General features: G+C 59.7%; 13 protein-coding genes and 1 pseudogene. 4 read left to right on the forward strand and 10 right to left on the reverse strand.

The window, feature by feature from the left end; genetic code table 11:
* Window positions 1-105: 105 nt before the first annotated feature.
* On the reverse strand, window positions 106-345 hold the full coding sequence (locus NKH04_RS18455) for a type II toxin-antitoxin system VapB family antitoxin (RefSeq protein WP_353044737.1): 240 nt from the start codon (window positions 343-345) through the stop codon (window positions 106-108).
* Between the two features lie 444 nt (window positions 346-789).
* Between NKH04_RS18455 and NKH04_RS18460 the strand changes: the two genes are divergently transcribed.
* Window positions 790-1,611 carry a class I SAM-dependent methyltransferase gene (locus NKH04_RS18460; protein WP_353044738.1) on the forward strand — a complete coding sequence of 274 codons (822 nt, stop codon included), beginning with the start codon at window positions 790-792 and terminating at the stop codon, window positions 1,609-1,611.
* Between the two features lie 272 nt (window positions 1,612-1,883).
* Here the strand turns inward: NKH04_RS18460 and cysQ are convergent, their stop codons facing one another.
* From cysQ to rfbA, 7 genes are all read right to left on the reverse strand, one after another.
* Window positions 1,884-2,672 (reverse strand): 3'(2'),5'-bisphosphate nucleotidase CysQ, encoded by a 789-nt coding sequence (gene cysQ, locus NKH04_RS18465; RefSeq protein WP_353044748.1) that lies wholly within the window; start codon window positions 2,670-2,672, stop codon window positions 1,884-1,886.
* A 10-nt stretch (window positions 2,673-2,682) separates the two neighbouring features.
* Window positions 2,683-4,620 (reverse strand): sulfate adenylyltransferase subunit CysN, encoded by a 1,938-nt coding sequence (gene cysN / locus NKH04_RS18470; protein WP_353044739.1) that lies wholly within the window; start codon window positions 4,618-4,620, stop codon window positions 2,683-2,685.
* A gap of 2 nt (window positions 4,621-4,622) precedes the next feature.
* A complete protein-coding gene (gene cysD / locus NKH04_RS18475; protein WP_352996778.1) occupies window positions 4,623-5,528 on the reverse strand; it encodes a sulfate adenylyltransferase subunit CysD in 906 nt (301 codons plus the stop codon).
* Window positions 5,529-6,027: 499 nt separating this feature from the next.
* On the reverse strand, window positions 6,028-6,906 hold the full coding sequence (rfbD, locus tag NKH04_RS18480; RefSeq protein ID WP_352996780.1) for a dTDP-4-dehydrorhamnose reductase: 879 nt from the start codon (window positions 6,904-6,906) through the stop codon (window positions 6,028-6,030).
* On the reverse strand, window positions 6,903-7,973 hold the full coding sequence (gene rfbB / locus NKH04_RS18485; protein ID WP_352996782.1) for a dTDP-glucose 4,6-dehydratase: 1,071 nt from the start codon (window positions 7,971-7,973) through the stop codon (window positions 6,903-6,905). The genes rfbD and rfbB overlap by 4 nt, the downstream gene beginning before the upstream one ends.
* Before the next feature lie 37 nt (window positions 7,974-8,010).
* On the reverse strand, window positions 8,011-8,565 hold the full coding sequence (rfbC, locus tag NKH04_RS18490; protein ID WP_352996784.1) for a dTDP-4-dehydrorhamnose 3,5-epimerase: 555 nt from the start codon (window positions 8,563-8,565) through the stop codon (window positions 8,011-8,013).
* On the reverse strand, window positions 8,566-9,450 hold the full coding sequence (gene rfbA, locus NKH04_RS18495; RefSeq protein WP_353044740.1) for a glucose-1-phosphate thymidylyltransferase RfbA: 885 nt from the start codon (window positions 9,448-9,450) through the stop codon (window positions 8,566-8,568). It abuts the gene before it with no gap.
* A 268-nt stretch (window positions 9,451-9,718) separates the two neighbouring features.
* Here rfbA and NKH04_RS18500 point away from each other — a divergent pair.
* The 3 genes and pseudogenes from NKH04_RS18500 to NKH04_RS18510 all read left to right on the forward strand — a co-directional run.
* Window positions 9,719-10,410, forward strand: a pseudogene (locus NKH04_RS18500) (ISNCY family transposase); the annotation flags it as partial.
* 131 nt (window positions 10,411-10,541) lie between these two features.
* Window positions 10,542-10,946 (forward strand): hypothetical protein, encoded by a 405-nt coding sequence (locus NKH04_RS18505; protein WP_353044741.1) that lies wholly within the window; start codon window positions 10,542-10,544, stop codon window positions 10,944-10,946.
* Between the two features lie 192 nt (window positions 10,947-11,138).
* The gene (locus NKH04_RS18510; RefSeq protein WP_353044742.1) at window positions 11,139-11,933 is read left to right on the forward strand and encodes an FkbM family methyltransferase; all 795 of its coding nucleotides are present in this window, start codon (window positions 11,139-11,141) and stop codon (window positions 11,931-11,933) included.
* Between the two features lie 3 nt (window positions 11,934-11,936).
* Here the strand turns inward: NKH04_RS18510 and NKH04_RS18515 are convergent.
* Window positions 11,937-12,703 (reverse strand): IS5 family transposase gene (locus tag NKH04_RS18515; RefSeq protein ID WP_353044743.1). Its coding sequence is split into 2 segments (ribosomal slippage): window positions 11,937-12,356 and window positions 12,359-12,703, totalling 765 coding nucleotides; the frame shifts between segments, so codons are not numbered across the junction.
* A 12-nt stretch (window positions 12,704-12,715) separates the two neighbouring features.
* Window positions 12,716-13,202 (reverse strand): hypothetical protein (locus NKH04_RS33230; RefSeq protein WP_502913414.1); only part of this gene is annotated, 487 nt, incomplete at its 5' end.

Genomic DNA, 13,202 nt, shown 5'->3' on the forward strand with positions numbered 1-13,202 from the left:
AAGTCCGGTTCAACACCGTTCAGGCGCGCCGGGTCCCGGCCAGGAGTTCGCGCGCATCATCCTCGTTGGTCATCAGCGCCGTCAGGGCCGAGGCGTCGATGAACATCAGTCGTACAGGCTGTCGCGAAACGCCTTGTCGGCGGGCCTGCCGTGATCAGGCTTGCCCCGGGCTCGCAGATCACGGCAGAGCCTGACGCCGATCTCTACGAGGGACGGTCTAGCCTGTTCGCGCTCAAGCTCATGCTTGAGCGCGGCATGGACGGCCTCTGTCAGACCAGTCCTCTTAAGTGCGGCGAGCCGGCGGGCCAGTGCGTCGGTCTCGGGATTTTTGATGTGGAACGCCATCACTGCCTCGTATAGCCGTTCAAGTGTATCGGTATATGGCACACCGTGTGAAGGTCCGGGGAGCGTCGAACCGGAAGGGGCACCAACGGAATCGGCCACGCCAACCGACCGAGTTGGTGGCTGCGCCTCGCTTGCCGCAGGCTGGATGGGGACCGTAACCCTGTTGTTTACAGACCCCGAGCATATGTGATGGTAAGCGGCGTTTCCGGATACCTTTCGGGAGTGGCCGCGATCTGTGAGGTTGCCGATCCTGTGTTGGGATGGGAGATCGGCTTGGGTCTGGATTTGACCGGGGCTCGACGAGTCGCTGGCTGAGATGGCCGGTCTGCTCGATATCACGGTCGATGCCATGACGGGGCGAATCTCCTGCTGCTCCGCTGACTCGACGTTATATCAGGGGGCGCTAATTATCGGTCCTCGGGTCAAAAACCTTAGAAGGCCGACATGCTGAAACCATCGTGGAACAACGCTCGAGGAAGCCGACTTCTATCTCTTTTTCGCAGCTATGCTGATCGTATCACAACGCGGCGGGTCACACGCAAACTTGATTCGTACGGAGATTGGCTGAGAGCCCTTACCCTGACACTACTCCCGACGAGGAAGGCTCATCACTGCAATGCCTGCGATCGCGGTGTGGCGGCTTTTTACCGTTTCGGGGGATACACGCTTATTTGCCCGCTTTGTCATGCTCTGGATCGTGAGCGGTTTTTGATTTGTGCTCTAGACCGTAAGCTTCTCGGGCTTCCGGCGGGACCGCTTAGAATTCTCCAGATTGCGCCGAGCGAGAAGGGGCTTTCAAAGAGACTATCTCAGGCGGGCAACCTCATTAAAGGCGATATCGAGCCCGGACGGTACGGCCCCGATACCGTGCAGGTTGACCTAATGAACATGAACGGCATCAGCGATCTCGATGTTGTCGTCTTGTGTCATGTCATGGAGCACGTACCTGACGATCGGCACGTTTTTCGGCAAGTTTGGTCATCCCTTAAGCCTCGAGGACAGGTCTGGATCCAAGTACCGCTTATCTATCGTCAAACGCTCGAAGCCACGCCATCCATGTCACGGAGCGAGCGCGACGAGCGCTTCGGCGGATCAGATCACGTGCGAGCCTACGGACCCGATATCAAGGAACGTATCGAGGACGTGGGTTTTACGGTCGCTCGAATAGATTCAGACCGTATACCTGCCGCCGATCGCGAGCGTCTTGGGCTTCTCCCCGATACTCTCTTTATCGCCGAACGGCCCGAGCAACACAATTCGGATTGAGAGCGCGAAGTTCCCGACGCCATCCTTGGTGCCGATCATCGCTATTGTGGGCAAGCGCATCGCGGATCGCGTCACGCTGCACATTCCGACAGCCAATTTCCCTATTCGATCATCGATCCGAGAAGCTCTGATCGCGGCCAGCAGTTACTGTCACACCGTCACACCTGCGCTTTCACACCGGTCTGGAACTGCGCTTACCGGAGGCGATAGGTCGTGCATCCGAAGAACGCCGGTCAGGTCTGACGCGGTCCTTTGGTTTGCGCAACCAAGGTCTATGGGGATTGAGCAGCCTTGCCGCTGGCGACGAAATGCGGGTTAGCGAAATCCTCGTCGTCACTCTGGTTGCGCTTGCCGTAGGCGAGCGGCTCACCATCCAGCGTGCGCGTCATGCCGCCGGCCGCGCGCAGCACCGCGTCACCCGCGGCCGTATCCCACTCCATGGTGCGGCCGAAGCGCGGATAGACGTCCGCCTCGGCGCTGGCAACGAGACAGAATTTCAGCGACGAGCCAACCGAGACGATCTCGGCGGTGCCAAGCGCGCGGATATAGGCTTCAGTTTCCGGCGTGTTGTGGGACCGGCTGGCAACGACGGTCAGCGGCACCATACCGGCCCTTGCCGAAATCGGCTGGCGATCGACGATTTCATAGTCCTCATTGATCTCGATCGTTTCCGCTTTGCCCGGCCGGCCGGAAAAGAAGCGGCCGGTGCAAGGCGCGAAGACAACGCCGATCTCAGGCACGCCATGGCGAACCAGCGCAATGTTGACAGTGAAATCGGTCCTGCGGTTGACGAACTCTTTGGTGCCGTCGAGCGGATCGATCAGGAAAAAGGCGTCGCCGAGATCCGGCGCCATGATGCCGGCAGAGGCTTCCTCCTCTGCCACGCATGGAATCTCTGGAAATGCGGCGCGCAGCCCGGCAAGGATGATCTTTTCGCTCTCGCGATCCGCCTCCGTCACTGGCGAACTGTCCGACTTTTGGTCGACCGCACAGCCGGCACGAAAGACACGCATCACCTCGCGCCCTGCCGCCAAGGCAAGGTGCTCGAAGACGGCGAGCATCGCTTCGTCGTCAGATACCGCCGCCGCTGTCATATTGGTCTTCGGCAATGTCCCGCTCGTTCAGCCAGTGTTCCAGGGCGTCCACCATCTCCTCGGCCGATTTGCCGAGTGTCTTGAGGTGAATTTCGGGTTTTTCCGGCACCTCATACGGTGAATCGACGCCGGTGAAATTCTTGATCTCGCCGTTCAACGCCCGCGCATAGAGACCCTTCGGATCGCGCCTGGCGCATTCCTCGAAGGGGGTATCGACAAACACCTCGACGAATTCGCCGTCGGCCATCAGTTCGCGCGCCATGCGCCGCTCGGCGCTGAACGGCGAAATGAACGACACGATGACGATCAGCCCGGCGTCGGCCATCAGGCGTGCCACTTCGGCGACGCGGCGAATGTTTTCGACACGATCGGCGTCGGTGAAACCGAGATCGCGGTTGAGGCCGTGACGGACGTTGTCGCCATCCAGAATGTAGGTATGGCGCCCAGTTGCGAACAGCTTCTTTTCGAACAAATTGGCGATGGTCGACTTGCCCGAGCCCGAAAGCCCGGTGAACCAGAACACGGCCGGCCGCTGGTTCTTCATATCGGCGCGGGCGCGCTTGCCGACATCGAGCGACTGCCAGTGGATGTTTTCGGCGCGGCGCAACGAATGCAGGATCATGCCGGCGCCGACCGTTGCATTGGTGATGCGGTCGATCAGGATGAAGGCGCCGGTGGTGCGGTTCTCGGCAAACGGATCGAAGGCGATCGGCGACCGGGTCGAGATGTTGCAGATGCCGACTTCGTTCATTTCAAGCGACTTGGCCGCCTCATGGGCAAAGTCGTTGACGTTGACGCGGTATTTCAGGTCGGTGACGGTGGCGCTGGTCTGGTCGGTCTCGGTGCGCAGGATGTAGGAGCGGCCGGGCAGCAGCGCGTGTTCGTCGAACCAGACGATGTTGGCGGCGAACTGGTCGGCCACCTGCGGCCGCGCTGCCGGCGACACCAGCATATTGCCGCGCGAGACTTCCACCTCGTCGTCGAGGACAAGAGTGATGGCCTGGCCGGCAATAGCCTGCTGAAGATCGCCGCCATGCGAAACGATGCGCCTGACACGGGAGGATTTGCCGGATTTGGCGACGACCACCTCGTCGCCCGGCGCAACCGACCCGGAGGCTATGGTGCCGGCGAAACCGCGGAAATCGAGATTGGGGCGGTTCACATATTGGACAGGAAACCGGAACGGCAATTCGACCGCGGCCTCGTCAACCGACACGGTTTCGAGATGTTCGATCAGCGTCGGGCCGGAATACCAGTCCGTCCTGTCGGAACGGCCGGTAACGTTGTCGCCATAGCGGGCCGACATAGGGATGGGGACGATCGTCTGGAAGCCGAGTTCACGTGAGAACTGTGCGTAATCGGCGACGATCCGTTCAAAAACCGCCTCGTCGAAACCGACAAGATCGATCTTGTTGACGGCGAGCACGATGTGGCGGATGCCAAGCAGCGAGGCAATGATCGAATGCCGCCTGGTCTGGCGCAACACGCCCTGGCGGGCATCGATCAGTACGATGGCGAGATCTGCGGTCGATGCACCCGTCGCCATGTTACGCGTGTATTGTTCGTGGCCGGGCGTGTCGGCGACGATGAACTTGCGCTTTGGCGTGGCGAAGAAGCGATAGGCGACGTCGATGGTGATGCCTTGCTCGCGCTCGGCCTCGAGGCCGTCGACCAGCAGCGCGAAGTCGACGTCGTCGCCGGTGGTGCCGTGCTTGCGCGAATCGCGCTCGAGCGTGGCCAGCTGGTCCTCGAAAATCTGCTTGGTATCGGAAAGCAGGCGCCCGATCAGCGTCGACTTACCGTCGTCGACCGAGCCGCAGGTCAGGAAGCGCAGCAGCGACTTTCGTTCCTGCGCCGCCAGATAGTCGCGGACGCCGTCGGTCGGGGCGAGGCTCTTGGCCATGATATGGCGCATACTCAGAAATACCCCTCGCGCTTCTTCTTTTCCATCGAGCCGGCTTCGTCGCGGTCGATCAGGCGACCTTGCCGCTCGGAAGTACGCGCCGTGAGCATTTCGCCGACTATCGCCTCCAGAGTGTCGGCCTCCGAGTCGATCGCGCCGGTCAGCGGATAGCAGCCGAGCGTGCGGAACCGCACCATCCGGTTCTCCACTGCTTCGCCGGGCCGCAGCTGCATGCGCTCATCATCCCTCAGGATGAGCATGCCATCGCGCTCTACGACCGGCCGCTCCTTGGCCAGATACAGCGGCACGATCGGGATGTCTTCCTGGAGAATGTACTGCCAGATGTCGAGCTCGGTCCAGTTCGACAACGGGAACACCCTGATCGATTCACCGGCAGCGACGCGGGTGTTGAAAATCTTCCACATCTCCGGCCGCTGGTTCTTCGGATCCCAGACGTGCTGGGCGTTGCGGAACGAGAAGATGCGCTCCTTGGCGCGCGACTTCTCCTCGTCGCGCCGCGCGCCGCCGAAGGCTGCGTCAAACCCGTATTTGTCGAGTGCCTGCCGCAGCGCCACCGTTTTCATCACATGCGTGTGCGTGTTGGAGCCGTGGTCGAAAGGGTTGATGTTGTCGCGCACACCGTCTTCATTGACATGGACCAGGAGGTCGAAGCCGAGCTTTTGCTGCATCTGGTCGCGAAAGGCGATCATCTCGCGGAATTTCCAGGTCGTGTCGACATGGAGAAAGGGAAAGGGCGGCTTGGCCGGATAGAATGCCTTCATCGCCAGGTGCATGAGCACGGACGAATCCTTGCCGACCGAATAGAGCATCACCGGCTTGGCGAACGCCGCGGCCACCTCGCGAAAGATATGGACGGATTCAGCCTCAAGCCGCTGAAGGTGCGTAAGTGCGATGTTCATGGACTGTAAGCGTTCTTTCGTACCGATCCACGGAAGGGCCTGTATCATCAACGGGCGCGATCGTCAGCCGCCGGTTCAAGCTGCACTTCTGGACAATCTATTCTCGTGCGGGCGTTCTAGCAGATCGTTCCCGCCCAGAACAATGCAAGACAAGCCAGCGGCCGAATGGTTCGGGAATGAATTTTCCATACAGCCGGCAAAATCGGGAAATTCCTGCTCAGAGACAAGTTGCGTCTTTTAAGGACAGGAAAATATTGCCCGGACAAGGGAAGACGACCGCCTGAGCCGTTGTATGTGTATGTCTTCGCTGAGCGCAACGGATTGCCTGCCGGCCAAATCTGTCGCGATGCAGCCGAGTACCACAAGAACAGGTTTCGTGATGGCTATCTTGCTTTGTGCTTCAGTGCCACCTCACCGGCGAGCGCGGAGTCGGTCTGGCACTCCGCAACATGTTCCGGTGGAGCACCTCTGGTCATGTTGTCAACTCCCGTCTCGTCTTTCAGCTCAGGAGACGGCGTACCGATTCTCTCGTTGACTTCCGCCAGTCCGGCGCCATCCATTTGAAGGTGGCGGTAAATTTTGCCGTCGACAGACGAGAATTGCCCGGGCGCTTCGCCTTGGTCGGATAAACGGCGGTGGGGATATCCCGCACTCGTGCATAGGGGCCACCCAGCGCCCGGCTCGTGTCCAGTATATCGCGGGCAAAATCGGCCCAGTTGGTTTCGCCGGTTCCGGCCAAATTGTAGACGCCAAAAGGCGCAAAGCTGTTGTCGCGGAGCTTCAGAGCAGCTTGCAAAATCCCGTCGGCAAGATCCAATGCCGAAGTTGGATTTCCCCACTGGTCGGCGACCACCGCTACCTCGTCTCGACCGGCTGCCAGGCCCAGCATCGTCTTGACGAAATTCCTTCCGAACGGGCTGTAGACCCACGCCGTGCGCAGGATCAGATGGCGCGGGTTGGCGTGGGCGACCGCCTGCTCGCCGGCGAGCTTCGAGACGCCATAGACGCTATGCGGGCGAGGCTCGTCTGCTTCCGTATAGGCGCCCTCACCGCTGCCGTCGAAAACATAATCGGTCGACAGGTGGATCACCGGCGCGCCGAGCCTTGCAGCGGCAGCGGCGACATGACCAGCTCCGGCTCCGTTGACGGCGAAGGCAAGGTCGGGTTCGTCCTCGGCCCGGTCGACGGCGGTGTACGCTGCAGCGGAAACGACGAGATCCGGCCGGGCGGCTGCCAGCGCTGGGGCGATTGATTCCGGCTTCGCCAGATCAAGCTCAGGCCGGCCGACCGCTATGACCTCGAAGCCCGGCCAGGCACCCGCTCGTTCCACGAGGCTCTTAACGACTTGACCGTCGCGCCCCGTGACGACAAGTCTCATGCTGCTCCCTCGTATACTTCGCCCAACCGCTCGCCCGCATAGCGCTCGCGGCGGATCGGCCCCCACCACCATTCGTTCTCGAGATACCAGTCGATCGTCCTCGCCAAGCCACTATCGAAGCTCTCGCGCGGAGCCCAACCAAGATCGCGCCCGATCTTGGAGGCGTCGATCGCATACCGGCGATCGTGGCCCGGGCGGTCGGCGACAAAGGCGATGAGATCGCGATAGCGCCGAGCACCGGAACGCGGCCGCTTGTTGTCGAGAACGTTGCAGATCGACTCGACCACCTGCAGATTAGTGCGTTCCGAGCCGCCGCCGACATTATAGCTCTCTCCGACCACGCCTCGGGTCCCGACCATGGCCAGGGCGCGAGCGTGGTCTTCGACGAAGAGCCAGTCCCGTACGTTGCTGCCGGCGCCGTATACCGGCACCGGCTTCTCCTCGAGCGCGTTCAAAATGACGAGCGGGATCAGCTTTTCGGGAAAATGGAAAGGCCCGTAATTGTTCGAACAGTTCGATAGCACCACCGGCAGACCGTAAGTGTCATGCCATGCACGCACCAGGTGATCCGAGGCCGCTTTCGATGCCGAATAGGGCGAGGATGGCGCATAGGGTGTCTGCTCGGTGAAGACACTGCTGTCGAAAGGCAGATCGCCGAACACCTCGTCGGTGGAGACATGATGAAAACGAAACCGGCTTTTTCTCTCGCCGGGCAGCCTGCGCCAGTATTCCAGCGCCGAATTGAGCATTCGGTAGGTTCCAACGATGTTGGTCTCGACAAAGACATCAGGCTTGTCGATCGACCGGTCAACGTGACTTTCAGCAGCCAAATGAATGACGATGTCTATCTCATCGCGATGCAACACCTCGAGGACTGCCTTGTCGTTGCAAATGTCGGCGTGCTCGAACCTGTAATTGTGGGAATTCTCAATCGCTCGCAGCGACGCGAGATTACCGGCATAGGTGAGCTTGTCCAAGTTGGTCACTCGGTAAGCCGGGTTGCCGCACAAATGCCGGCACACCGCCGAGCCGATGAAGCCCGCTCCTCCCGTCACCAGAAAGTTCATACCACTCTCCTGACACAATCACCTTGGACAGAGATCGTCATGCGAACACCTCGGCAGCGGCGAGAATTGGCGCTTTAAGGTCCCTGTCCGAAAGCTGAAATCCACCGACCGTTGAGGGCCATTCAATGCCGATGACGGGGTCGTCGAACCGAATTGATCGATCATGCTCCGGTGAATAGGTGTCGCTGACCTTATACAGCACCTCCGTCTCGGGTACGAGCGTGAGGAAACCGTGGGCAAAGCCCTTCGGCACCAGGACCTGATTGCCCTTTTCGGCAGAGATCTCAAGCGCCACCCATCTTCCGAATGTCTTTGAACTGCGGCGAATATCGACCGCTACATCAAGCACCTTGCCTCGGACGACGCGCAACAGCTTGTCTTGAGCACGGGGCGGAACTTGATAATGAAGCCCCCTCAACACACCGGTGGCGGCGGAATAAGAGTGATTGTCCTGAACGAAACGCACTTCTATCCCTGCGTCCGAAAACCATTGTTCATTGTAGGTTTCGACGAAGAATCCCCGCGCATCTCCGATGCGTTTTGGCATGATTTCCAGCACGCCTGCGAGACTGAGCGGTCTGATCTCAAGCACCTACCTGTTCTCCGTCAACTCGGCAACGCGCCTGCGCAGATAGGTGGCATATTCGTTTTTCCCCAGGTGGGTGGCGCGCAGCAAGACCTTGTCCGCCGTCAGCCAGCCCTGTTCGAAAGCGATTTCTTCCGGGCAGGCCACTTTGATACCCTGACGGTGCTCGATCGTACGGACGAAGGAAGAGGCTTCATGCAGGCTGTCATGTGTGCCGGTGTCGAGCCAGGCATAGCCGCGGCCGAGTTGATGAACCTGCAGCTGCCCGCGTTCGAGGTAGACGTTGTTGATGGCCGTGATCTCGAGCTCGCCACGCGCCGAGGGGCGGATGGTAGGGGCGATATTCACCACGTCATTGTCGTAGAAATAAAGGCCGGTGATGGCCCAGTTGGATCTGGGCTGCGGCGGCTTTTCCTCGATGGTCAAGGCCGCGCCGGTGGTCTTATCGAACGAGACCACGCCATACCGTTCCGGATCCTCGACATGATAAGCGAACACCGATGCACCGCATTGGCGCGATGAGGCACTGCGGCAAAGCTGCGACAGCCCTTCGCCGAAATAGATGTTGTCGCCCAGGATCATCGAGACGCCGTCACTGCCGATGAAATCGCGGCCGATAATGAAGGCTTCCGCGAGGCCGTTCGGATGCGACTGCTCCGCGTAAGACAGATCGAGCCCGAATACCGAGCCGTCGCCGAGCAAGGCTTGAAAAACCGGCAGGTCGCGCGGGGTCGAGATGACCAGAATTTCACGAATGCCGGCGAGCATCAGCACGCTTAGCGGGTAATAGATCATCGGCTTGTCATATATCGGCAAGATCTGCTTGGAAACCGCCAGTGTCAGCGGATAGAGCCGGGTTCCGCTGCCCCCGGCCAGGATGATGCCCTTCAATGAATTCTCCTAAAAGTTCGTTCTCCACCAACGCAATTTGCTCGTGCTTATGTTCCGCGCAGGGGCTTGTCAATCTTGGCCCTGAATTGGTGTCGTGATCAGCCGTTTTTTCAGAGAGTGAGGCTAGCCGAGCCTAGTTTCCATCCATAAGCGGCAAACGCTTGATCCTGTCGGGTAAATCGTGGCTGTGCGCGAGCAAGGCCCGGCGGTTTCAGATGTCTTGGATCATACGACTGTGTCCAAGGCCTTGCCATCGTCGGAGCCGAGAATGCGCCAAGAACGCACCGTCCAAGCCAGCATATTCGATCTTTTCGCCACGCACGAGATCGGTCACGAGTTGAAGGCGATGTCGCAGTGGCTGGATGAGTGTCGGGGCCTGCTTGGCTTGGTGGCGCGCGATCTCGTGCGGTCGACGTCAATGCCACCGGACGGCAGGGCCTGCCTGCCGAAGCGGCGTTGCGCTGTGCGATCCTCAAGCAGTACCGCAACGAGCTGGCGTTCCATCTTGAGGACTCCGCCTCGTTTCGCGCCTTTGCTCGCCTGCCTTTGCCATGGAGCCCGCACAAGGCGGTGCTGCAAAGGACCATCAGTGAGATCCGGTCCGAGACTTGGGAGCAGGTCAATCGGGTACTGCTGTCGAGCGCTCGGCAGGCGAAGCTCGAAGACGGCGCAGTCGTGCGGCTGGACAGCACGTGACCTCGGCACTTATGCACGAGCCGAGCGACAGCAGCCTGCTTTGGGGCCGTGCGGGTCATGGTGCGCCTGCTGAAGCGGGCTGACATCTTAGTCGGCAGTGTCGGCTCGGCATGGCGCAATCATTGCCGCGCAGCCAAGAAGCGGGCTCGCAAGATCCAGTTCACGCGCGGTCAACCCAATCGGGTCCAACTCTACCGCGAGCCGATCGCAATCGCCCGTGCGACCTTGGCTTATCTGGAGCAGGCGAGCGAGCGATTGGCAATGCCGATCGTCCTGCGGACCAGATCACGCTTTAGCAAGTGGCCGAAGCATTGGGAGTTCGACAGAACGGGTCGAGCGGCTGAATGCGTGGTCGAAGAGTTGTTCAACTTGAACAGTGTAGACCAATTGTAGTCTTGAAATTCGCTACCGAGACTGGCGATTGCAGATTCGAAAGCCGCGCCAGTTTTGGGTATCTCGGCCCCGTTTTTCTGGAGAGCAGTCAACTGGCGAGAAAGTTAGCATGGGCGGCATCACCAAGGCGGGAGACGGACGGAAAGCGCCTGGACCTGGACCTGGCGGCATCGGCCGAAGTTAGCAAGAAGAACTGTGCAGCTGCACGCCCGCACACCGCCCTGCCATCTTCAAAGGCTGGCACACCCTCAAAACTCGACTTGCCTGGTCCAAGTCCGGCCGTCGCCAGTTACCGCAAATCTGTCGAACGAGGCTTCGCGATATCTCTCGATCGCAACGGTCAGAATATCGAGTCTGATTTCCTCATTCTTAAGGACGACATTCAACCAGAGCGCGAGCCGCTCTAGCGGATGTTTGAGGGGCAGACCGTCGGCGTGGTCCATACACGCCGATTTGATGCGTCCTCCCACGCGACGACCGCGCGCCCTGAGCGTCGGGGCGTCGGCTCGGGTGATTGTGTTGCTCTGGGTGATTTATGTTATATGCAACCCAACCCGCTTACTGCCGCGGTCTTTTGTTCCAAAGCTGAGAGGATGCAAATGCGTTTAGACAAGGTCGTGGGCTTGGTCGCGCTCTGGGCGTCCCGCCGCCCAACGCTGATTTCTGTGGCGAATAAAGTCCGCCATCAGTGCGAGAGAATAATCGGACTGAGCTTGAGCGCCGGCATTGATCACGAGCGCAACGGGGAAGGATGGCTCGTTGAGCGACTTGCCCCAACGTGCAGTTATTTCGTCGATGTGGGCGGCAACGTCGGGGCCTGGTCACTCGCAATGGCTGGCCGCATGTCGAATCCGCGGGGGATGATATTTGAGCCGTCCCCAGCAACGGCGGCAGTGCTGCGTGAAAATTTGAGTCAGTATCCTGGATTGGAAGTGGTCGAGATCGCCGTAAGCGACGCCCCCGGGGAAGCGAGCTTCTTCGCGGAGCCTGACACGGGCGAGACTTCCAGCCTGATCGTCGGCCATGCTCGAAGTGACGCGAATTGCGTGCAAGTCCAAGTTTCCACCTTGGATCAAGAGCTAGGAAAAAGGCGTATACCGCATGTCGATCTGTTAAAAATCGACGCGGAGGGGTTTGATTATCATGTCCTGCGCGGCGCCATCGGCTACATCGCTCGTGGGGCAATTGACGTCATCCAGTTTGAGTATAATTATCCGTGGGCAGATGCCGGATCGACATTGGGAGGGGCAATTTCTCTGCTTCAGCGCCATGGCTACGATGTGTCCGTTCTTCTCCCTGATGGGCTGCGGGAATTCCGTTATGACAAATTTCGAGAGTTTTTCCACTACAGCAACTTCGTTGCGGTGAGGCGAGGTTTTCTATTTCGTGGATGACTTCTAGGTCGTAGACTCATAAACGCGCAGCCACAGGCGCATTGACGCGAGCTGGACCATGGCGAGGAAGTTGTCGGCGAGCTTGTCATAGCGGGTTGAGACGCGACGGAAATGCTTCAACTTGGAGAAGAAGCGTTCGATCAGGTTGCGCTCGCGGTAGAGCCGCTTGCTGAAGCAGGGCTTCCATTTCCGGTTGCTCTTGGCCGGGATGTTGGGCGTGGCACCCTGCTCCTGGATCAATTCCCGGATGCGGTCGGCGTCGTAGGCCTTGTCGGCCAGCACAATGGTGCGTTGGCCAAGATGATCGAGAAGCCGATCAGCGATCTGACTGTCATGTGCCTGTCCTGCTGTCAGGCCGAGCCGTCTTGGGAGCCCTTGCGCGTCGACGACGACGTGGATCTTGGTCGTGAGCCCACCGCGCGATCGACCGAGACAACGATCTGGTCCCCCTTTTTTGCCGTCGCAGCCTGTTGGTGCGCCCGGATGGAAGTGCTGTCGATCATTTGGATATCCCCATCGTGCTCGGCGCTGATGGCATCCATCAGCCGGTCCCAGACGCCTGCTCTCCGCCATCGCACAAACCGGTTATAGCAGGTGGTCCGCGGCCCATAGCGCTCTGGCAGATCCCGCCACGGCGCGCCGGATCGCAGCACCCAGAAGATGCCGTTGAGCACCCGCCGGTCATCGACGCGCGGAACGCCTCGCGGCTTGTTGGGCAACAGCGGCTCGATCACGCGCCACTCGAAGTCGGTCAGGTCATATCGGCTCATGCGGAGCCTGAATCAGATTGCGCCGCAATATGAAAGCCGCCAGTCGGAAAACAACCCATTGCGGAGCTTGAAACTACCAACGATAAATTCAGAATGACAACTCTGCCGACCGCTGTTTTGCCGATCTTTGCCGCAGCCGGATGGTTTCCTGGACGCAAAGTGCCCATGTCTCCAGAGGTCCCGGCTATTCATCCCGTGGCTGCCGTTCTCAGCGAGTTCGGTGGCCTCAACGTCGGCGAGCTCGGCCGTGGCATGGAATGCGCCCGGAGCGATGTCGTCTTCTGTTGGTCCCCACATGAAGGCTACCGAGAAATCGCCGAAATTGGAGACTTGCTTCAGACGGAGTTGGCTTGCTTTGCCACAGCTCACAACCATCACCAAAGCCTGTATATCGATAGTGGGGGCCGAGTGTTTGTAAGCGGGTAGCTGATGCCGTTCAGCGATGGTAGTTCCAAGGCATGAGCGCCTCGATAGCGCTGTTTGGCCAGCCATTGGCGAT

Origin of the sequence: Mesorhizobium sp. M1365, from assembly GCF_040317865.1 — a bacterium.
Lineage (GTDB): Bacteria > Pseudomonadota > Alphaproteobacteria > Rhizobiales > Rhizobiaceae > Mesorhizobium.

Bases quoted from the DNA above. Each gene is read 5' to 3' on its own strand.
- NKH04_RS18455 (WP_353044737.1), bottom strand. From the start codon at position 345: ATGGCGTTCCACATCAAAAATCCCGAGACCGACGCACTGGCCCGCCGG.
- NKH04_RS18460 (WP_353044738.1), top strand. From the start codon at position 790: ATGCTGAAACCATCGTGGAACAACGCTCGAGGAAGCCGACTTCTATCT.
- cysQ (WP_353044748.1), bottom strand. From the start codon at position 2,672: ATGCTCGCCGTCTTCGAGCACCTTGCCTTGGCGGCAGGGCGCGAGGTG.
- cysN (WP_353044739.1), bottom strand. From the start codon at position 4,620: ATGCGCCATATCATGGCCAAGAGCCTCGCCCCGACCGACGGCGTCCGC.
- cysD (WP_352996778.1), bottom strand. From the start codon at position 5,528: ATGAACATCGCACTTACGCACCTTCAGCGGCTTGAGGCTGAATCCGTC.
- rfbD (WP_352996780.1), bottom strand. From the start codon at position 6,906: ATGAGACTTGTCGTCACGGGGCGCGACGGTCAAGTCGTTAAGAGCCTC.
- rfbB (WP_352996782.1), bottom strand. From the start codon at position 7,973: ATGAACTTTCTGGTGACGGGAGGAGCGGGCTTCATCGGCTCGGCGGTG.
- NKH04_RS18510 (WP_353044742.1), top strand. From the start codon at position 11,139: ATGCGTTTAGACAAGGTCGTGGGCTTGGTCGCGCTCTGGGCGTCCCGC.